The sequence below is a fragment of the Nonomuraea fuscirosea genome (assembly GCF_003001935.1).
GTDB lineage: Bacteria > Actinomycetota > Actinomycetes > Streptosporangiales > Streptosporangiaceae > Nonomuraea > Nonomuraea fuscirosea.
Map to the genome: position 1 here is coordinate 87,567 of NZ_PVNG01000027.1, position 20,074 is coordinate 107,640.

The following is a 20,074-nucleotide window of genomic DNA, read 5'->3' on the forward strand; positions in this document are numbered from 1 at the left end:
GTCACTCCCGGGGATACACGAGGGCGGTAGCCCCCTCGATCTCGATGACGTCGACGGTCGCCCCTGTGGGGATCACGAGGGTCTCGTCGTAGGCGCGCGCCGACCATTCCTCTCCCCCGATGCGCACGCGGCCGTCGCGGCCCGTCACTTCCGCCACGACGTAAGCGGGCTTACCCACGAGTGCTTCGACGCCGAACCGCTGCAGCGGCGGATGTTTGATATGGCGCATCGCGATCGGCCTGAGCACCAGCAGGCCGGCCGCCGAGGAGACGGCGAAGAAGATCAGTTGCAGGGGAACGGGCAATCCGATGGCAGCGGTGGCGGCGGTCAGCAGCGCCGCGACACCCAGGAGGCCGAGCGAGGCCGTGAGCGTGAATATCTCAGCCACGCCCAGGACGACTGCGAGGATTACCCAGATGATCCATTCATCCATATCCGGCCCTCCTATAAGGGGTAACGGGCCTGAGCTCGCCGAAGGTTCCCCCCTCCTCTACCGTAATGCCGATTTCAGCGCTTCGGCACCCCGCCGCCCGCTGGGCCGGTTTCCGCCAGCGCGCTTCCCAGCCGCCATTTCTCCCACGGCAGTTGCCAGAAACCCCACCCGTTGTTCCATTCGAGCGACCGGTCGGTGCCGGTGATGGTGACGGGGTCGCCGCGCAGCGATGTGGCGTAGAACCAGGCGGCCTGGTCGGGCCGGGAATTGATGCAACCGTGACTGACATTGGCCCGGCCCTGCGCCCACACGTTGTCCTTGGCGTGCACGTATTCGCCGCTGTTGGAAATGCGCACCGCGTGGTCGATCATCATGTCGTAATAGCCGGGGTCGCCTTTCTCCCGGCCGGGGGAGACCATGCGGACCGGGTTTCCCTTGTCCATGGTCAGGTGGACGCCGCTGGTCGTGGTGTATTCGTGGGTGGTGGCCATGCCGGCGCTGATGGCCATGCGCTGCACGATCTGCCCGTCGCGGCTGACCAGCATCTGGTGGGTCTTCGCGTCGATCAGGCTGGTCTGCCGGCGGCCGACGGTGAAGGAGAAGGTGGAGTCGGCGGCGCCGTAGAGGCCGGCGCCCGCGCGCACGCCGGCCAGGTGGGCGCTGACCGTGACCCGCTGCCTGGCCGGCCAGAACCGCCGGGTGCGGTAGACCACCTGCGTGTCGCTGATCCACCGCCAGGCGCCTTCGACCGGCGTCTGCGTGGTGACCTCCAGCGCGCGCTCGACCGCCGCCCGGTCCTCGACGGGCGTGTCGAAGTCGATCACGATCGGCATGCCGGCGCCGACGGTCTCGCCCGGCAGGGGCGCGGTCGCGGCCACCTGGAACGTCCTGACGGCGGCGCGGGTGCGGACCCGGCCCATGGCCACGGTGGCGGGCGCCCCTTCGCGCCCGGCGGTGGCGGTGATCGTGTATTCGGTGGCGGGCTTGAGCGTCCAGTCGGTGCGCCACGTCGTCCGCGACTCGTCGAGCCGCCCCGGCACCGGCTCCCCGCCCTGGTAGACCAGGACCTGGCTGAGCGTGCCGCCCTGCGCGCTGACCAGCAGGCCGCGATCGGGCCGCGCGTGCTTGCTGCCGAACGGCGGCCACACCCGCACGACGGGAGGCGCCGAAGGGGTCTCGGCCGTGACGGAACTACAACCGCCACAGGCCAGGACAAAGGCGACACAGAACATCACGGCGCGGCGCATGTGACTCCTGCTTTCCGAGGGAAGGGGAGGTCCCAGGGTAGCGGTGAGTCATCACACAAGCACGTCGAGTCACTTATCCGACGGATCCCGACACCTCGCCCAATGTCAGGTCACCGGCGGTGGCGCGGATGACGACCGTGTCGCCGTCCTCCAGGAAGCCCCGGGTCTCGCCGCCCGCCAGCTTCACCGGCTCGGTCCCGTTCCAGGTCAGCTCCATGAGCGAGCCGCGCTCGCCCGGCTCGGCGCCGGAGATCGTGCCGCTGGCGAACAGGTCTCCCGTACGCAGCGAGGCGCCGTTCACCGTCAGGTGGGCGAGCATCTGGTCCGGCGTCCAGTACATGGCCGAGTACGGGGGCCGCGCCACCACCTCCCCGTTCAGCAGCACCTCCAAGGAGACGTCCAGCCCCCAGTCCGCCCGCCGGCGCAGGTAGGCGGCCGGCTCGGGCTCCTGGACCGGGCCGGGAATCCGGGGCAGCGCCTCCAGCGGCGTGATCCACGGGGAGATCGAGGTGGCGAACGACTTGCCCAGGAACGGCCCCAGCGGCACGTACTCGAAGGCCTGGATGTCGCGCGCGCTCCAGTCGTTGAGCAGGGTCACCCCGAACACGTGGTCCTCGAACGCCCCCGCCGGCGACCCCATGGCGGACGGCACGCCCACCACGAACCCCAGCTCCGCCTCGATGTCGAGCTTCCCGCTCGGCCCGAAGGAGCCCGGCCCGAGTTGCCCGTGGGGGCGCCTGACCGGCGTGCCCGACACCACGACCGTGCCCGCCCTGCCGTGGTAGCCGACGGGCAGGTGGCGCCAGTTCGGCTGCAGCGGCTCCGAGCCGGGGCGCAGGATCCGGCCGATGTTGCTCGCGTGCTCGAGAGAGCAGTAGAAGTCGACGTAGTCGGCCACCTCGAACGGCAGGTGCAGGCGCACCTGGTCGAGCGGGATCAGGTGCCGTTCGGTGACCGACACGTCGCCGGTGAGCTTGTTCTGGATCAGGGTCCTGGTGTCGTGCCAGGCCGCGCGGCCCCGCGCCATGAACGGGTTGAGCGAGGACGCGGCGAAGACCTCGTCGTGCAGCGCGGCGGCCAGGTCGAGCACCTTGTCGCCGTAGCGCACGCCGACCCTGGGGCGCTGCCCTGGGCGGGAGAAGACGCCGTAGGGCAGGTTGTCCACTCCCCAGCTCATGAGTCCTCCTCGACCAGTCCGAGCGAGCGCAGGTCGTCCAGGGGCGCGGTGGTGTTGCACGAGCCGTAGCTCACCAGCAGCCGCCTGGCCCGCCTGGCGGTCTCCTCGCGCACGGCCGTGGACAGCCGGACGAGGTGGCCGACGTCGGTGGTGCGCAGGACGGGCGCGGGGTCGCGGCCCTCGACGGCCTCGCAGACGGCCAGCACCAGGTTGAGGAAGCCGTGCCGGTCGACGCCGAGCGAGGGGTCGAAGTGGCGTACGGCGTGGTGCAGCCCGGCGGAGGCCTTGAACGGGATCCCGTTCTCCACGCAGGACCTGATGAACTGCCCGAGGTGCTCGACCGGCGGGAACTCCTCGCCCGTCGCACCGCCGCAGCGCACCTTCAGGCCGGCGCCCTCGGGCACCTCCATGGACGTCTTGCGCGCGGGGACCTCGGCCCAGAGCCGCACGCCGTCCGGCAGATCCAGCCGCGCGGCCAGCTCCTCGACCGACATGTCGGGCGGCAGCTTCGTCTCGACGTAGTCCACGGGCAGGTCGCCGAAGTCGGGCAGTTCGTCCATGTCGCAGATCAGCCCGATGCGCTGAGGCAGGTAGTCCATGCCGCGCAGCCGGTCGAGCCGGCCGGCCGGGCACAGGAAGCGGTGCGTCAGCACCGGGTGGCCCTGCTCCAGATCGCGCCGGTTGCGGGCCAGGGCCTCGTCCATGTGCAGAGACGTCGGCGGGAACAGGCCCGCGTCGTCCACCAGATCGGCGTAGAGGGTCATGATCGCGCCCACGTCCACGCGTAGCCGGGATCCTCGCAGGCCAGCGCGCTGCCGCCGAGGTCGAGCGGGCGGAACGTGTCGACCATGACGGCCACCTCGCTCGTCGTGGTGACGCCGCGCGAGACCGCCTCGATCACCGCCTCCACCGCCCCCGGCTGCGGCCCGTGGGTGAACCCGGCCGGATGCAGCGAGATCGAGCCGACGCCGATGCCGGAGCCCTGACGGGCCGAGTAGTCGCCGCCCACGTAGAACATGAACTCGTCGGAGTCGACGTTGTGATGGTTGTACGGGATCGGCACGGCCTCCGGATGGTAGTCGAGCGGCCGGGGGCAGAAGGAGCACACCACGAACCCGGGCCCCTCGAACGTCTGGTGCACCGGCGGCGGCGCGTGCGTGCGCTTCACGATCGGCTCGAAGTCGTCGATGTTGAACGCGAACGGATAGAGGCAGCCGTCCCAGCCCACCACGTCGAACGGATGGTGACGGTAGACGAGCCTGGTCAGGCCGCCGCGCGTGCGGACCAGGACCGGCACCTCCTCGCCCTCGACCGTGAACGGCTCGGCCGGCGCCCGCAGGTCGCGCTCGCAGTAGGGGGCGTGCTCCAGGAACTGCCCGTGCTGCGACAGGTAGCGCTTGGGCGGCCTGATGTGCCCGGCCGCCTCGATGGCCAGCACGTTGACGGTCCCGTCGGGCACCCACCGGTGGATGGTGCCGGTCGGGACGACGACGTAGTCGCCCTCGCCGGCCTCGATCACGCCGTAGGTGGACTCGAAGCGCACCCGGCCGCGCTGGACGTAGACGCATTCGTCGCCCATGGAGTTGCGGTAGAGCTCGCTCGGCTGATCGCTGGTGGCGTACGACAGCCGGACGTCGGCGTTGCCCGCCAGCGGCATGCGGCCGGAGACCAGGTCGCCGGCGCTGGAGAGCTCCTGGGTGCGGAAGTGGCGGGGGGAGAGCGGCAGGTTGGGCTCAAGGCGCGTCTCCCCGATGGGTGTGACCGCCTCGGCCTTGACGATCGCCGTGGGCAGGTGCCGGTGGTAGAGCAGCGAGGAGTCGGACGAGAAGCCCTCCTCGCCCATCAGCTCCTCGGCGTAGAGACCGCCGTCCGGCCGTCTGAACTGCACGTGCCGCTTGCGCGGCACCTCTCCCACGACCCGGTAGTACGGCATCCCGGCCCCCTCCACATCTGTCCGGTTATCGGACGGAAGTGTCCTCTATATGTGAGCCACCGTCCGCCATCCGCCGGGAGATGTCAACCCAGCACGGCGGCCAGTTCGGCGGCGGCGGCCACCACCGCCGGGCCCGTGGACTCCTCCAGCGGCCCGAACGTCACCACCCCCACCGACGCCTCCAGCCACGGCAGCCCGGTGACCGGCGCGGCGACGCCACGCGCACCCTCCTGCAACTGCCCCTCCGTGACGAAGTAATCGTGGCTGCCCGCGCGCAGGGCCAGGATCGCCCGCCCGGCCGCGCCCCTGGCCAGCGGATGGCGCGAACCCTCCCGGTAGGCCACGTGCATGTCGGTCCAGGACGGCTCCACCACCGCCACGGCCAGCCCGTCGTCGCCCTCGGCCACGGTCAGGTGCGCGGTCGCGCCCACCTGCTCGGCCAGCCGCCGAAGCGTCGGGACCGCCGCCGCCCGCAGTAGCGGCTGCACGGCCTGGGCCAGCGCCAGCACGCCGAACCCGAGGTGCACCCGGCCCTCGGCGTCCCTGCGCACGAAGCCCGCGTCCAGCAGCGTGGTCAGCAGCCGGTACACCACGGGCCGGCTCAGCGATAGCTCGGCGCTCAGCTCGGTCGGCGTGCGGCCGCCCTTGCCGTCGGCGAGCAGGCGGAGCAGGCGGAGCCCGCGTTCGAGGGTCTGAGCGGATTCGGCGGCCATGCGACCGATTATGTAGTGACGCCGCGCGGTTAGGGGGGTAGGTATGGGCGTAGAACCGCCGGGGGGTGACGATGCGGCATTGGTGGGTGCTCCTGCTGGCCGGAGTGGCAATATGCGCCTTTTCTCCCGCCATGTCCTCCATCACCACGCCCATGGCGTACCAGACGCCGCTCGCGCGGCCGGAGCGCGCCCTGGTCGAGGACACCTTCTACGTCACCCAGGGCATCGAGGTGCGGCAGCAGCTGCTGCCGATCGCCAAAGGCGTCACCTTCCGCGCCGCCTATCTCGCCGTCGGGGTCAGGGTCGACGCCGGTGGCCGCCTGTCCGGCAGGCCGCAGCGTCCCGGCACGTTCGTCGCGCCGGTCCAGCTCTGCATGGACCGGTCGTGCCAGGCGCACAACCTGACGCTCGTGGTGCTGGCCAACGAGCCGTGGGAGCCGCGTGAGCTGACCTTCCCCGGCAAGGTGGGCACGCCGCTCGACGGCGAGATCGGCATCAACGGCGGGCCCTCGGGGGTGGTGCCCACCTTCACGGTGACCGACGTCGAGAAGGTGCCCGGCGGCGTGAGCATCGGCCCCGACGGCCACGTGGGCGGGGTCCCGGTGGTGGCGGGCATCAGCGAGGTGCCGGTGCGGATCTGCGTGGCGGGCAACTGCGCGGGTGTCGTCGTCCGCCTCATCATCGTGTGACAGATCTGAGGTCTCTTGCGGTGAGGCGGGGTTTCCGGTCACCGTGGTTCCATGAAATCGGTCATCGTGGTCGGAGCGGGCATTTGGGGGTCATCACTGGCGCTGCGGCTGGCCGACGACGGCTGGCGGGTGACGCTGGTCGAGCAGCACCGGCCGGGCCACCTACGGCAGGCCAGCGCGGGCGAGACCCGGCTGCTGCGCTGCGCGCACGGCGGCGACGAGTGGTACACCCGGCTCGCCTGGCAGGCGCGGGACGGCTGGCGGCGGCTGGAGGAGCGGGCCGGGGAGGAGCTGTATCTGGAGGCGGGCATGATCTGGTTCGCCGGCACGCCGGACGGGTGGGAGCACACCAGCGCCCAGGTCCTGAAAAATCTGGACATCGAGTGTGAGGTGCTGGACCCGGCGGACGGCGGCCGGTTCTTCCCCGACTTCCGCGGCGACGACCTCAGCTTCCTGCTCAGAGAGCCGTACGCGGGCGTGATCAGGGCCCGCCGGGCCACCCAGGTGACGGCCGCACTGGCCCGCGACGCAGGGGTCCGGCTGGTCAGGGCGCGGGCCCTGCCCGTACGGGACGAGCAGACCGGCTCCCACCTGAGCGCGGTGGAGATCGACGGCGAGCGGCAGCACGCCGACCGGGTGGTCTGGGCGTGCGGCGCCTGGTTGCCCGCGCTGTTCGACGGGCTGCCGATGACCGTGACGAAGCAGGACACGCTGCACTTCGCGGTGCCGCCCGCGTGGTCGCTGCCCGAGACGCCGGCCTGGGTGGACCACGGGGCCGCGGCCTACGGGCACGGCGACGTGGACGGCGTGGGCATGAAGGCGAGCACCGACGGGGAGGGCCCGCCGTACGAGCCCGAGCACGGCGAACGCGTCGTGGACCCGGCCGGCGTCGAGCAGGCCAGGACCTATCTGCGCCGGCGGTTCCCCTCGCTGGCCCAGGCGCCGGTGCTGTTCACCCAGGTCGGCCAGTACGCGCTCACCCCCGACGCCGAATGGCTGCTGGCCGAGACGGCGCCAGGGGTGTGGCTGCTGGGCGGCGACTCGGGGCACGGCTTCAAGCACGCCCCCGCGCTGGCCGGCTACGTGGCGGGCGTGCTGGACGGCGCGTACGAGCCGGAGCCGCGCTTCGGCCCGCACGAGCGCACCCCCGCACGTGAGCTGCGGACCAGCGGCCGGCCCCGGTAGGGCTCTCCCCACCTGGACTGGGGGGACGGCGGGCATGATCCGGGCCAGGTGCGCGGCGGAGACTTGTCCCCATGAAGCACTCCATGACCACCCTCACCGAAGCCCGCGAGCCCGCGACCGCACCCGCGCCGCCGCCCGTCGTGCACGCCGCCGCCATGCTCTGGCTCTCGGCGGTCGCGTTCGGCGCGTTCGAGGCCGCGCTGATGATCGGCGAGCAGTTGACCGAGGGCACGGCGGTGATGGACCTGCTGCCGGGCGCCGGGTTCCGGCTGGCCGTGTTCGCCGGGGCGATCTTCCTCGCGCTCCGGCTGAAGGCCGGGGCGAACTGGGCCCGCTGGGCGCTCGCGGGTACGCTCGGCGTCTTCGGCACGCTCTCGCTGGTGATCGAGCCGGTGCGGTGGCTGCTGGACGGCGGCTCGATCGCCGCGGCCGTGTCCGGGGCCGACGCGATGGCCTGGGTCTTCGCGGCCAGCAGGATCCTGCACATCGTGGCCGTGCTGGGGGCGCTGACCCTGATGTTCCAGCCCAGGGCCGGCGCCTACTTCAGGTCGGCCTGAGCGGGGGCCACGGGGGCGCGCAGGTTCCGCACCCCGGGGGAGAGCAGCGCGGCCAGCGTGGACACCACGACGATGACGGCGCAGCCGAGCAGCGACTCCTCGGTGCCGAACAGCGCCGCCGCCGGTCCGGCCAGCAGCAGCCCGATCGGGCCGAACATCAGCGAGCCCAGTACGTCGTACGAGCTGACCCGCGACAGCGCCTCCGCCGGGATCTCCCGCTGCATCGTGGTCTGCCACAGCACGCCGAACACGTCGAAGCAGACGCCGAGCACGAACGCCCCGCCGACGATCGCCCAGAGCGGCGCGTCGACCCCGAGCAGCACGTACGGGAGCGCGGTCGGCAGGCAGAGCAGCACCGCCACCAGGATCGGCCGGCGTGGCCGCACCCGCAGCGACACCAGCACGCCGACGATCGTCCCGACGGCCTCGCCGGTCAGGAACGCCGACCAGGCCGCGGGGCCGCCCAGGGTCTCCTTCGCCATCAGCGGGCCGAGCACGCCGTGCCCGGCCTGGATGGCCATGACCATCAGCGAGAACTGCGCGACCACCACCCAGATCCACTGCCGCGAGCTGAACTCCCGCCAGCCGTCCCGCAGGTCGGCCAGCACGGAGTGGGACTCGGCGCGGGGCCGCTCGCCCGGCTTCAGCCGCAGCAACGCGATCAGCGCGCCCGCCACCGCGAACAACGCACTGCTGATCATCAGCGCCCAGCCGCCGCCGAACAGCACCACGGTGGCGCCGCCCAGCACGGCGCCAGCCACCCGTGAGGCGTTCGCGCCCAGGCCGAGCAGCGCGTTGCCGCTCTGCAGCCGGTCGCGCGGGACGACCTCGGGGATGATCCCGGTCAGCGCGGGGAACGTGACCGCCGTGGCCACGCCCGCGATCGCCGCCGCCGTGGCCAGCGCGGGCAGCGGGGTCCAGCCGGTGAGCAGCATCACCGCCAGCGCGAAGAAGGCCGCCGCCATCAGGACCTCGCCGGCCGTCATCACCCGCTGGCGCGGCAGCCGGTCCGCGATCACGCCGCCGACCAGCGTGAACGCGATCATCGGCACCGCCTCCGCGGTGAGCACCACGGACAGCGTCGAGGCGGTGGCCCCGGGCAGGTCGAGGATGCCGAAGGCGAGCGCCACGGGGGCGAAGGCCGACCCGAGGACGGAGATCGTCCGCGCCGTCAGCAGTAGTGCGAACCGCCGGTCCCGGAGCAGCCCGAGATCGCCGAGGATGTCATGCATCGGCGCAAACCCCCTGAAAGTGGCCAAACCCCGCCATCTTGCCGCATGGCCCGGCCCTTTGTCGTGCGCATATTTATTGTCACCCCGGCGACAAGACCGGTTGCGGAATGTGTGCGGGGTTTCGCAAGAATCGAACCCGCATCTCCCGTAATTTGCTAGGTCGCTGCTGACGGCGAGGGGACGACCAGGCATGCTCGAGACGGCGGGCCGCTTCGTCCACCGGGGTCGCTGGACGCTGCTCGCGCTGACCCTGGCGGTGGCCGTGCTCGTCGTGCCGCTGGGGATGGAGCTGTTCGGGCGGATGGCGGACGGCGGGTTCGAGGACCCGCGCGCCGACTCCACCGTCTCCGCCGGCTGGAACGACGACTGGTACGGCGGCCACACCCCCGACGTGGTGGTCCTCTACCGGCATCCCACCGTCAAGGTGCGCGACCCCCGGTACAAGCGGGCGGTGCACGACTCGCTGCGGGCGCTGCCGGCCGGGCACGTGCGCGCGATGGTCACGTACTGGACGAGCCGGTCGAAGAAGATGGTCTCCGCGGACGGGCACGCGACGTACGCGGTGATCACCCTCAAGGGCGACCAGCGGCGCGCCTACGCCGCCGTCGCCGCGCAGCTCAGGGACGTCCACAACCTGCGCGTCTCCGTCGGCGGCGCGGTGCCGCTGCGCGCGGAGCTGGCCGACCGGATCGCGGCCGACCTCGTCCGCGCCGGGGCCGTCGCCGTGCCGGTGCTGCTGGTGCTGCTCGTGCTCGTGTGCGGCGGGCTGGTGGCGGCCGGGCTGCCGCTGGTCGTATGGGTGCTCGCGGAGCTCGGCGCCCTGGTGGTGTTGCGGCTGCTCACCGGGGTGACCGAGGTCTCCGTCTTCGCACTGAGCGTCGTCGCGCTGCTCGGGTTCGTCCTGGCCGTCCCCTACTCGTCGGTGGTGCTCAAGGCGTTCAGGGAGGCCGTCGCGGACGGCGCGAGCACCGAGCAGGCCGTCGTGCGCACGATGGCCACGGCCGGGAGCACCGTCGCGCTCTCCGGCCTGACGGTGGCCGGGGCGCTGCTCGGGCTGCTGGTGTTCCCGCAGCCGTTCCTGCGCTCGATCGGGCTCGGGGCGGCGGCCGTGACCCTGGCCGCGACCGTGGCGGCGCTGTTCGTGCTGCCTGCTTCGCTGGGCGTGCTCGGGTCGCGGGTGAACGCGTTGCGCCTGGCCCCCGGCCTCGGGCGAGGTGAGGGCGGGCCGTGGCATGGCGTGGCGTCGAGCGTGACGCGGCGGCCGGTGGTGTGCCTGGTAGGGGTGAGCGTCGTGCTGGTCATGCTGGCGCTGCCGTCGGCGCACGTCAGGTTCGGGGAGGCGGACCATCGGGGGCTGCCGGTCGCCTCCGAGGGACGCCGGGTCGCCGAGACCATCGATCGGGACTTCGCCAGGAACGTCATGACGCCGATCGACGTGCACGTCCTGGTCGCGCGCACCTCCACCGGCGAGCCCGACGAGCCGGAATCGCTCGCGGACTGGCAGCCGCCGGTCAGCGCCGCCGACGTGCGGCCCTTCGCCGCCCGGCTGAAGCGGCTGCCGCACGTCACGGCGGTCGAGGTGACCGGGGTGTCGCGGGCGAACGGCGCGGTGCGGCTGGCCGTGCGGCACGACCTGGATCCCCTGTCCGACCAGGCCGGAGCCCTCGTCCGGGCGATCAGAGCCATGACGCCGGAGCCGGACATCCGGCGGGTGGTGGTCGGCGGCTCCACCGCGGAGCGGCTGGACCTCCAGGACGGCTCGGCGGCCCGGCTGCCGTGGGCGGCGCTGGTGGCCGGCTCGGTCGTGGTGGTGCTGCTGTTCGCCGCGTTCGGGTCGCTGGTGCTGCCCGTCATGGCGCTGCTGCTGAGCGTGCTGTCCATCGGGGCCTCGTTCGGGGTGATCGTGTGGGCGTTCCAGGACGGCAACCTGGCCTCGGTGCTCGGGTTCACCCCCACCGGGGCCGTCGAGGCGACCGTGGCCGTGCTGATCCTGGCCGTGGTGTTCGGGCTGTCGATGAACCACGAGCTGTTCCTGCTGTCCCGGGTGCGGGCCGAGTGGCTGCGTACCGGGGACGACACGGCGGCCGTGGCGGCGGGCCTGCGGCAGAGCGGCGGCGTCATCACCGGCGCGGCGCTGCCGCCGCTCGTCGTGGCCGGAGCCTTCTGCACCGCCGAGGTCACGATCGTGAAGCTGCTCGGGGCGGGCCTGTTCGTGGCCGTCGTGGTGGACGCCACCCTGGTCAGGATGCTGCTCGTGCCCGCGTCGATGCGGCTGCTGGTCGGGGCGAACCGGTGGTCGTGGCGGCGCTTTCACCGCCGGGTCGAGCTCCGCCGACCCACCCCGCTCCCCGCCCCGCCGAAACCCACGCCGTCGCCCCCGCCCGCGCGTCCGGCCGCCCGTCCCGGATGGGTGCGGATCAAGGAGAGCCCGGCGCGGGTGGTGCGGCCCGGTCCGGACGGCGGATGGACGTGGGCGAAGGTCGACGAGTGAATGGGTTGTTCGCCGAAAAGACGGCCGTTGTTCATCATGGCGCGAAATATCAAGAAAAAGCCGCGCAACTGAGACGGCTACTTCGCGTCGAGGACGGCGTGAAGAACGGGGCGGATCTCATTGAACGTTGTTGATCGTGCGGATAGTGTGCATATGCCCACGATCACCCCCTGGAAGTAAGGTGCCATGAGACGGCGGCTACGGCAGGTCTTCATCATCGGACTCACCCTCTCGCTCCTCGGCATCGGCGTTCCCGCGTGGTCGGAGGACGACGACAGGAGCTGCAACGACCTCATGGCGGCCGACACCCCGGCCTACGTCGTCTGCACCTGGATGGCCACTCCTGAAGAGGCCCTGGAGATCGCCCACTTCTGGCTCGACAACGACGGTGAGAACCTGAAGGGCGCCGACCCGCAGGACCCGCTCACGATCGACTGCAGCGCCCCGGGCACCGAGTGCCCGACCGAGGGTCTGGAGGGCGACGGCGAGGCCCACGAGGCGGGCGACCCCGACGTCCCCGGCGCCGAGGACGGTGGCACGCCCGAGTGCCAGAACGGCGAGCAGTGCTTCGTCGACGGCAACGGCATCAGCGCCGCCGAGCGGGCCTCCGCCCTGGAGACGCCGACCGGCAAGGCCACGAAGGTCGTCGCGCCGACGGGCATGCGGATCTGGATCGAGACCGAGCTCGCCGACGACTACAAGGCCGGCAAGCTCGACGAGGCGGCCAAGAAGGTCGCCGCGCTGGCCGTCGCGCAGCCCGGCGTCGTGGGGGTCAGGTTCACCTCCCAGCTCGGCTACGACCAGACGTTCGCCACCGCCGACGAGCTGGACGCGTTCGTCGCCGAGACCACGGCCGCGCTGCGCACGCTGCTGCCGGGCAAGAAGCTGAGCGCGCACACGGTGGTGCCGGTGCTCGGCTGCGGCTCGAACGACGCCTGCAAGGCCGAGCTGACCAAGAAGTACCCGCTGCTCGACCCCGAGCGCATCGGCGCCTGGCTGAGCAAGGGCTCGATCGATCAGCTCGCCCTGGACAGCGGCCACCTGGCCACCGAGTACGCCACCTGGAAGATCGACGCCGCCGAGGCGCAGCGCAACCAGTGGATCCAGGTCCGGGCCCGCGCCTGGGACGCCTACGCCCAGATCGCCGCCGAGGACGCCGCCTTCACCGCCGGGCAGCTCACCGAGGAGCAGGCGACCAAGGCCATCACCGAGCGGATCGCCGCCCCGCTCCAGGACGACGCGGCCGAGACGGTCACCTTGTGGAGCCGCTGGCAGAACGACCAGGGGCAGGTCAACCGGGTGTACGGCGAGAAGTGGGCCGCCAGCGCGACCTGGGACCAGCTCAAGAAGCTCGGCTCGATCCGGGCCCGCCTGGCCACCGTCTACGACCCGGCCAACCCCGAGGTGGACCTGGCCACCGACCTGAAGAACCTCTCCGAGGTCTTCGGGCAGGTGTACCTGCACGCCGCCTGACCCTGCTCGACCCGACTTACGGCGAGGGGCCGGGACACCGCTCGGAGAGCGGCGCCCGGCCCCTTCGCCTGTCCCGGGGAGCCGGCGCGTGTCCCGGGGAGCGGGCGCGTCAGCCGAACAGGCCGTTGACGGTGGCGTTGGCCTGGTCGAGCGCGTTGACGTCGCTCTTGAAGGAGAAGATCGAGTCCATGGTCTCGGTCATCGTGGCTGTGATGTCGGCCCAGTGCTCGGCGATCGGCGCCAGGTGGGTGGTCTTCTCGTCCACGTGGATGGTGAACGGCTTGACGTCGATGCCGGCCTCGGCGAAGGCCTTCTCCGCCTTGACCGTCGCGGTCTTGATGGCCGGGAACACGGTGGCCTCCTTGGCCACGATCTCCTCCTGGCAGGCCGGCGAGGCGAGGAACTTCACCCAGGCCCAGGACGCCTCCGGGTTGTCGGTGCCCGCCGTGATGTTGTCGGCCAGGCCGTTCAGCAGGCTCGCGCGCTTACCGGTCGGGCCGATCGGCGTGGGGGCGATGGCCGACTTGACGTCCTTGAGGGAGAAGAAGGTCTTGGTGTTCCAGCTGCCCTCGGTGACCATGGCGTACTTGCCCGCCCCGTACGCGTCGATCATCCCGACGCCCGAGTTCACGATGTCCAGGCTCGGCATGTAGCCCTTGTCGATGAGCCCGGTGAACCACTTGATGGTCTCCTTGAACTTCGGGTCGGCGTAGTTGAACTTGGTCGGCCACGGGTTCTGGTCCCCGTACTGCCAGCCGTTGCTCATCGTGTACATGCTCCACTCGGTCTGCCCGAAGCCGGCGCCGCTGCCGTTCGAGCCGATGCCGTAGGTGGCGACCTTCGTCTTGTCGAAGCCGGGCTCGTCGCCGCGCTTGCCGTTCTTGTCCACGGTGAGGTGGGCGATGACCTTCTCGTACGTGCCGCCGTCCTGCGGGTTCCAGGAGAGCTCGGCCATCTCCTCCGGCTTGATGCCGGCTTCCTTGAGCTTCTCCGTGTTGTAGATGACGGCCACGGTGTCGAAGTCCTTGGGCAGCCCGTAGCGCTTGCCGTCCTTGGTGACCCACAGGTCGGCCAGGCCGTCCTGGTAGATCGACAGGTCCACCTTGTCCTTGGCGACGAAGTCGTCGAGGGGCATGAGCTGGCCCTGGGCGGCGAACTCCGGGTAGCGCGAAAGGTGGCCGGTGAAGACGTCGGGGGCGGTGCCGGAGACGAAGGCGGTGGTCAGCGTGTTCCAGTAGTCGTCCCAGCCGTACTGGGTGATCTTGACGGTGTACTGCGGGTTCGCCTTGTGGAAGGCGTCGGCGCAGGCCTGGTACTGCGGCTGCTGGCCGACGTCCCAGAGCCAGTAGTCGATCGTGGCGGCGCCGCCGGCGGCCGCCGGCTCCGACGATCCCGAGGTGCCGCAGCCGGTCAGCAGCAGCACCGCCGCTCCGGCGACGGCGAGAGAACGCTTCATCACAACATCAACCTTCCGTGGTGTGGGGGGACGGCGCTCACTTGACGCCGGTGTAGCCGATGGAGTCGATGACCCGGCGGCCGAGCACGGCGAACAGCACCATGATCGGCAGCGCCGCGAAGAGGGTGGCGGCCATGAGCCCGGCCCAGTCGGGGCTGCCCTGCGGCGTCTGGGAGCGGAAGATGCCCAGCGCGACGGTGAGCACCCGGACGTTCTCCGCCTTGCCCACCAGCAGCGGCCAGAAGTAGTCGTTCCAGCTGGTGATGTAGGTGAGGATGGCCAGCGTGGCGATGGGGCCCTTGCTCATGGGCAGCACGATGCGGAAGAACGTGCGCACGTGCCCGGCCCCGTCGATGCGCGCGGCCTCCTCGACGCTGGCGTTGATGCCGAGGAAGAACTGGCGCAGGAAGAACACCGCGAACGGCGTCATGAGCAGGTGCGGCAGGACGATGCCGAGATAGGTGTTGAGCAGCCCCAGATCCTTGACCAGCACGAAGTTGGGCAGCGTGGTGAAGATCGGCGGCACCATGAGCGCGGTGACGAAGACGGTGAACAGCGCGTTCCTGCCGGGCCAGCGCAGCCGGGAGAAGGCGTAGGCGGCCATCGAGCTGAAGAAGACCTGGCCGAGCGTGGTCACGGTGGAGACGACGATCGAGTTGCGCAGGTAGAGCCAGAAGCTGACGGTGCCGCTCGACCCGCCCTCGGCGATCGCCTCGGCCGTGGTCGACAGACCCAGCACCCGGCGGTAGGCCCCGAGCGTGAAGTCCACCGGCAGCAGGTCGGAGGCGCCGCCGGCCAGCGCGCGGGTGTTGGAGAAGGACGTACGCAACATCCAGTAGAACGGGAACAGCGTCACCAGCATGACCACGACGAGCACGGCCCACCCGGCCACCCGCCCCCAGCGGATCGAGCCCATCACGACCCCCTCAGATCCGACTCGCCCGCCCGCGAGAGGCGCAACTGGAGATAGGCGATCCCGGCGAGCAGCACGAACAGCACGGACGACAGCGCGGCGGCGTAACCGAAGTTGAACCGGTTGAAGGCCATGTCGTAGATGTAGAAGTAGATGACCCGGGTGGCGTTGATCGGCCCGCCCGCCGTGGTGACGGCGATGGTGTCGAAGACCTGGAACGAGCCGATGACGCTGAGCACCATGACCAGCGCCATGACCGGGCGCAGCAGCGGCAGCGTGACCCGCCAGAACGTCTTCCACTCCGAGGCCCCGTCGATGGAGGCGGCCTCGTACACGCTGGGCGGGATCATCTGCAGGCCGGCGAAGATGAGCAGCGCCGTGTAGCCGGTGTGCCGCCAGGTGTTGATCCCGGCGATGGTCGGGATGGCCCAGTCGGAGCCGAAGAACGCCACCCGGTCCAGGCCCAGCCACTCGATCATGTTGTTGACCACGCCGATCTGGAAGTCGAGCATCCAGTACCAGACGAGCGCGACGACCACGTTGGCGACCAGGTACGGCAGCAGCACGACGCCGCGGACGACCATCGACTTGGTCAGCCGGTACATCAGCACGGCCAGCAGCATCGCGGCCACGGTCTGGGTGACGATGTTGAGCACCACGTACTCGGCGGTGACCTTCAGCGCGTTCCAGAACAGGCGGTCGCCGAAGAGCCGCTCGTAGTTCTCCAGCCCGATGAAGGTCGGCGGGGTGAGGACGTTGAACTTGGTCAGGCTCAGGTAGGCGCCGCGCAGCGCGGGCCAGAGGTAGAAGACGGCGAAGCCGATGGTCGCGGGCAGGACGAACATGATCGCGACGGGCAGATCGCCCAGGCGTTGTCGGAGTGAGCGAGGCGGAGGGTCGGGCACTGTCCCAGGCGTGGCGCGGGGGGCGGCGCGGACGGTATCACTGGTCATCAGACCTCCAGGTGCCCGCCGGCGGTAGATCAGCGGTGCAGCAGCAGATGCTGGAGAGCGGTGACGGCCGCTCCCCTGGCCCATTCGTTGAAGGCGAAGGGCTTGACGGCCACCCGTACGGGAGTGGCCGTCCAGTGGGTGTGCCGGGCCAGCGCGGCGTGGAACGCGCCGGCGCAGACGTCGTACATGTGGACCGACTCGCCGGACAGGACGACCAGCTCGGGGCCCGTGAGGTTGGCGACGGTGGCGACCACCTGGCCGAGGGCGGCCCCGGCCTCGTCGATCACGCGGCGCGCGACGGGGTGGCCGTCGGCAGCCAGGCTCAGGCAGTCGTCGAAGGTGAGCTCGGGCCGGTCGAGCGTGGCGGCGATCGAGCGGCGGATGGAGGGGGAGGTGGCGTACGCGCGGGCGCAGCCTCGGTGGCCGCGCTCGCACATGGGCCCGCGGTCGTCGATCTGGAGGTGGCCGACCAGCCCGGTGGCGCCGGACTGCCCGGTGACCAGCCGGTCGCCGACGACGAGCCCGCAGCCGATCCCGGCTCCGACCGTGACCAGCGCGAACGACGAGTGGCCCACGCCTTCGCCGAACCACTGCTGCACGGCCGTCAGCGCCCGGACGTCGTTGTCCAGCACCGTGGGCACGGACACGGCCCGCTCCACCAGCGTGGCCAGCGGGAGCTTGCTCCAGCCGAGGAACGGGGAGGTGTGCACGACGGGGTCGCTGGGACTGGCGATGCCGGCCAGGCTTATCCCGACGGCCGACAGGGGCCGGCCGGGCTCGGCCAGCTCCTCGATCACCTCGGCGATCTGGCCGAGCACGTGGTCGATCTCGTGGTCCGCGAGCGGCCTCGACGTCTCCGCCTGTACGGTGGCGGCCAGGTCGGTGCGTACGGCGAACAGCTCGTCGGCGGTCAGCTTGATCCCGACGAACGACATGCGCGAGGCGTCCACCTGCAACGGCTGGGAGGGCCGCCCGACGGTCGCCGGGCCCTCGCCGGCCGCCTCCAGCAGGTAGCCCGCTTCGAGTAACGGCTTGGTCAGCTTGGTGAGCGCGGACGGCGACAGGGCGAGCCGCCGCGCCGCCTCCGCCCTCGACAGGGGGCCGTGCACGAGCAGCTCGACGAACACCGATCGCATGGCGTCGGTGAGCCGCACAGACTCGGTCTCGGTGTGTGAGAACACGGCCCCATGGTTGGGGTTATATGTTCATACTGTCAAGTAAATGGGTGGCACAGATCACGAACAGTCGGTATGGGGCGGTTGATGTCCCCAGCTTTCATTGACCGAGTGCACTAAAGCGGGTTAGTCTCCAGCGGCCTGATCGATCCAGCAGCCTCGGGGGGACGCCGATGCCTGTAATTCCGCTCGACGATCAACACTGGGCGCTCACCACGCCCGGCTCCACGTACGTCATAGGCGTGGTGATCGACCCGGAAACCGGTGAGGCCGCGCCGCGGCAGACCTACTGGGGGCCGCGGCTCGGACCTGAGGCCGCCCGCCAGGTGACCGACCTGCCGCGGCGGCACGTCTCCAGCTTCTCCACGCCGTCGGAGATCGAGGAACTGCTGCCGGTGGACGGCGGCAAGCGCTGGGGGGCGCCGTCCCTCCAGGTCGCCTTCGGCCACGTGCGATCGCTGGAGCTGCGCTTCGTCCGGTCCGAGGTCCGCGACGAGGGCGACGGGGCCGAGCGGCTGGACCTGGTGCTGGCCGACGCCCACCACCCGTTCGAGGTCGTGCTGTCCGTACGGGTGCGCGCCGACACCGACGTCATCGAACGCTGGACCACCGTGCGGACCGGCACCGACGCCGCCGTCACCCGGCTCGACTCGGGCAACTGGTTCGTCCCCGACGCCGACGCCTACCGCTACAGCGGCGTCTTCGGCGCGTGGGCCGAGGAGTCCCAGCTCCAGCGCGGCCCGCTGCCGGTCGGCGAGCTGGTCTTCACCAGCCGCCAGGGCATCACCAGCCACATCGCGAACCCGTGGATCATGATCGACGCGGGGGAGACGACCGAGGAGCACGGCGAGGTCTGGGGTCTCGCCCTGGCCTGGAGCGGAAGCTGGCGGCTGACCACCACGCACCGCCCCGAGGGCGGGGTGAGCGTCTCGGGCGGCTTCGGCCACGACGGCGTGCGCTGGACGCTCGCGCCCGGCGAGGAGCTGGTCACGCCGCCCGTCCTGGGCCTCTACACCGACGGCGGGTTCGGCGCGGCCAGCAGGGCCTGGCACGAGTACGCCCGCCGGCACGTGCTGCCCACCCCCGCCGAGGAACGGCCGGTGCTCTACAACTCGTGGGAGGCGACCACGTTCGCCGTCACCGAGGCGCACCAGCTGGCGCTGGCCAAGACGGCCGCCTCGATCGGCGTCGAGCTGTTCGTGATGGACGACGGCTGGTTCGGCCGGCGCGACGACGACACCACCTCGCTGGGCGACTGGTTCCCGCACCGCGAGCGTTTCCCCGAGGGGCTGCGCTCCATGTTCGACGGCATCCGCGACCTCGGCATGAGCACCGGGCTGTGGGTCGAGCCCGAGGGGCTGAGCAAGGAGAGCGAGCTCTACCGCGCCCATCCCGACTGGGCCCTGCACCTGGAGCACCGCCGCAGGGACGAGAAGCGCCAGCAGCTCGTGCTCAACTTCGCCCGCGAGGACGTACGCGAGTGGGCGGTCGGCTGGCTCGACGGGCTCGTCACCGAACTCGATCTCGACTACCTCAAGTGGGACATGAACCGCCCGTTCACCCAGGCGGGCTGGCCGGAGAAGGAGCAGTCGCAGGACCGGATCTGGATCGAGCACACGCGCGGCGTCTACGAGGTCATGGCCCGGCTCCGCGAACGCCACCCCGGCCTGCGGATCGAGTCCTGCTCGGGCGGCGGCGGGCGGGTCGACCTCGGGATCCTGCGCTACACCGACGAGGTGTGGCCGTCCGACAACACCGACGCCCGCGACCGGCAGCACATCCAGCACGGTTTCTCCCAGCTCTACCCGGCCGGCGCCATGTCCGCCTGGGTCACCGACACGCCCAACCCGACCACCCGGCGCACGATGCCGCTGCGCTACCGCTTCCACGTGGCCATGGCGGGCGTGCTCGGCATCGGCGGGAACCTGGCGGAGTGGACCTCCGGCGAGCTGGAGGCGGCCGCCGAGCTGATCGCCCAGTACAAGCACGTGCGCGCGACCGTGCAGCACGGCCGGCAGTACCGCCTGGCGGGCACGCCGGGAGCCGAGCGGTCGGCGGTCCAGTACGTGCACGGCGACCAGGTGGCGGTGCTCGTCTACAACCCGCTCGGCAACGCCAAGCGCGCCCCGCGGCTCCTGCGGCTGACTGGACTCGACCCGGAGGCCCGGTACGAGCTGGAGCGGGACGGCTCGCTCTGGTACGGCGCCACCCTCATGGCCGCCGGCATCAGGCCCGCCGCGTGGGAGCCGATCGGACCTGACTATCGCAGTGAACTGGTGGTGTTCAGGAAGGTGTGAACCCCCCTCGGGCATGACTTCGCCGCCAGGGTCCCGTAACCGTCCGGAGTGGTCGTTGCCCGTCCCCAAGGTGCGTGAGAGTTTCGAACCCGCGAGGTCACGGACGGCGGCAGGCAGCTTCCGGCCGTGACCTTCGGGGGTTCATGTCCA

General features: G+C 71.1%; 17 protein-coding genes. 6 read left to right on the forward strand and 11 right to left on the reverse strand.

The genetic code is table 11. From position 1 onward, the window contains the following. Position 1 precedes the first annotated feature (1 nt). The 6 genes from B0I32_RS46410 to B0I32_RS46435 all read right to left on the reverse strand — a co-directional run bounded on the left by B0I32_RS46410 (position 2) and on the right by B0I32_RS46435 (position 5,503). Positions 2–433 carry an NfeD family protein gene (locus tag B0I32_RS46410; RefSeq protein ID WP_106250654.1) on the reverse strand — a complete coding sequence of 144 codons (432 nt, stop codon included), beginning with the start codon at positions 431–433 and terminating at the stop codon, positions 2–4. 74 nt (positions 434–507) lie between these two features. Next, positions 508–1,680, reverse strand: a complete 1,173-nt coding sequence (locus B0I32_RS46415; protein ID WP_106250656.1) for a L,D-transpeptidase — start codon at positions 1,678–1,680, stop codon at positions 508–510. A gap of 73 nt (positions 1,681–1,753) precedes the next feature. After that, positions 1,754–2,857, reverse strand: coding sequence for a fumarylacetoacetase (gene fahA, locus B0I32_RS46420; protein ID WP_106250657.1), 1,104 nt, complete (start codon positions 2,855–2,857; stop codon positions 1,754–1,756). Then, entirely contained in the window at positions 2,854–3,639 is a 786-nt protein-coding gene (locus tag B0I32_RS46425; protein WP_245956549.1) for a hypothetical protein, read from the reverse strand. Before B0I32_RS46425 ends, fahA begins: the two co-directional genes overlap by 4 nt. Continuing rightward, positions 3,618–4,790, reverse strand: a complete 1,173-nt coding sequence (locus tag B0I32_RS46430) for a homogentisate 1,2-dioxygenase (protein ID WP_106250659.1) — start codon at positions 4,788–4,790, stop codon at positions 3,618–3,620. The genes B0I32_RS46425 and B0I32_RS46430 overlap by 22 nt, the downstream gene beginning before the upstream one ends. Before the next feature lie 83 nt (positions 4,791–4,873). Beyond that, complete coding sequence (locus tag B0I32_RS46435; RefSeq protein ID WP_106250660.1) at positions 4,874–5,503, reverse strand: helix-turn-helix domain-containing protein; 630 nt, start codon at positions 5,501–5,503, stop codon at positions 4,874–4,876. 131 nt (positions 5,504–5,634) lie between these two features. Between B0I32_RS46435 and B0I32_RS46440 the strand changes: the two genes are divergently transcribed. The 3 genes from B0I32_RS46440 to B0I32_RS46450 all read left to right on the forward strand — a co-directional run bounded on the left by B0I32_RS46440 (position 5,635) and on the right by B0I32_RS46450 (position 7,934). Next, positions 5,635–6,192, forward strand: a complete 558-nt coding sequence (locus tag B0I32_RS46440) for a hypothetical protein (protein ID WP_106250662.1) — start codon at positions 5,635–5,637, stop codon at positions 6,190–6,192. 51 nt (positions 6,193–6,243) lie between these two features. Continuing rightward, positions 6,244–7,377 carry an NAD(P)/FAD-dependent oxidoreductase gene (locus tag B0I32_RS46445; RefSeq protein WP_106250664.1) on the forward strand — a complete coding sequence of 378 codons (1,134 nt, stop codon included), beginning with the start codon at positions 6,244–6,246 and terminating at the stop codon, positions 7,375–7,377. Between the two features lie 71 nt (positions 7,378–7,448). Then, positions 7,449–7,934 (forward strand): hypothetical protein, encoded by a 486-nt coding sequence (locus B0I32_RS46450; protein ID WP_106250665.1) that lies wholly within the window; start codon positions 7,449–7,451, stop codon positions 7,932–7,934. Here B0I32_RS46450 and B0I32_RS46455 read toward each other — a convergent pair. Then, entirely contained in the window at positions 7,916–9,166 is a 1,251-nt protein-coding gene (locus tag B0I32_RS46455) for an MFS transporter (RefSeq protein ID WP_106250667.1), read from the reverse strand. The genes B0I32_RS46450 and B0I32_RS46455 overlap by 19 nt on opposite strands. A 190-nt stretch (positions 9,167–9,356) precedes the next feature. Here B0I32_RS46455 and B0I32_RS46460 point away from each other — a divergent pair, with 190 nt between their 5' ends. Together B0I32_RS46460 and B0I32_RS46465 are read left to right on the forward strand one after the other, a co-directional pair. After that, positions 9,357–11,657 (forward strand): MMPL family transporter, encoded by a 2,301-nt coding sequence (locus B0I32_RS46460; protein WP_106250669.1) that lies wholly within the window; start codon positions 9,357–9,359, stop codon positions 11,655–11,657. Positions 11,658–11,843: 186 nt separating this feature from the next. Beyond that, positions 11,844–13,130 carry a hypothetical protein gene (locus B0I32_RS46465; RefSeq protein WP_106250670.1) on the forward strand — a complete coding sequence of 429 codons (1,287 nt, stop codon included), beginning with the start codon at positions 11,844–11,846 and terminating at the stop codon, positions 13,128–13,130. Positions 13,131–13,239: 109 nt separating this feature from the next. On the opposite strand, the gene B0I32_RS46470 is transcribed toward B0I32_RS46465, so the two are convergent. From B0I32_RS46470 to B0I32_RS46485, 4 genes are read right to left on the reverse strand one after another with little or no spacing between them, the layout of a single operon-like run. Continuing rightward, positions 13,240–14,586, reverse strand: coding sequence for an ABC transporter substrate-binding protein (locus B0I32_RS46470; RefSeq protein WP_106250672.1), 1,347 nt, complete (start codon positions 14,584–14,586; stop codon positions 13,240–13,242). Between the two features lie 37 nt (positions 14,587–14,623). Further along, the gene (locus B0I32_RS46475; RefSeq protein ID WP_106250674.1) at positions 14,624–15,502 is read right to left on the reverse strand and encodes a carbohydrate ABC transporter permease; all 879 of its coding nucleotides are present in this window, start codon (positions 15,500–15,502) and stop codon (positions 14,624–14,626) included. Continuing rightward, positions 15,502–16,452, reverse strand: coding sequence for a carbohydrate ABC transporter permease (locus B0I32_RS46480; protein WP_106250676.1), 951 nt, complete (start codon positions 16,450–16,452; stop codon positions 15,502–15,504). The genes B0I32_RS46475 and B0I32_RS46480 overlap by 1 nt, the downstream gene beginning before the upstream one ends. Before the next feature lie 29 nt (positions 16,453–16,481). Next, entirely contained in the window at positions 16,482–17,633 is a 1,152-nt protein-coding gene (locus B0I32_RS46485) for an ROK family transcriptional regulator (protein ID WP_219912354.1), read from the reverse strand. A gap of 167 nt (positions 17,634–17,800) precedes the next feature. On the opposite strand from B0I32_RS46485, the gene B0I32_RS46490 reads away from it, so the two are divergent. Then, positions 17,801–19,924, forward strand: a complete 2,124-nt coding sequence (locus B0I32_RS46490; protein WP_106250678.1) for an alpha-galactosidase — start codon at positions 17,801–17,803, stop codon at positions 19,922–19,924. Positions 19,925–20,074: the final 150 nt, after the last annotated feature.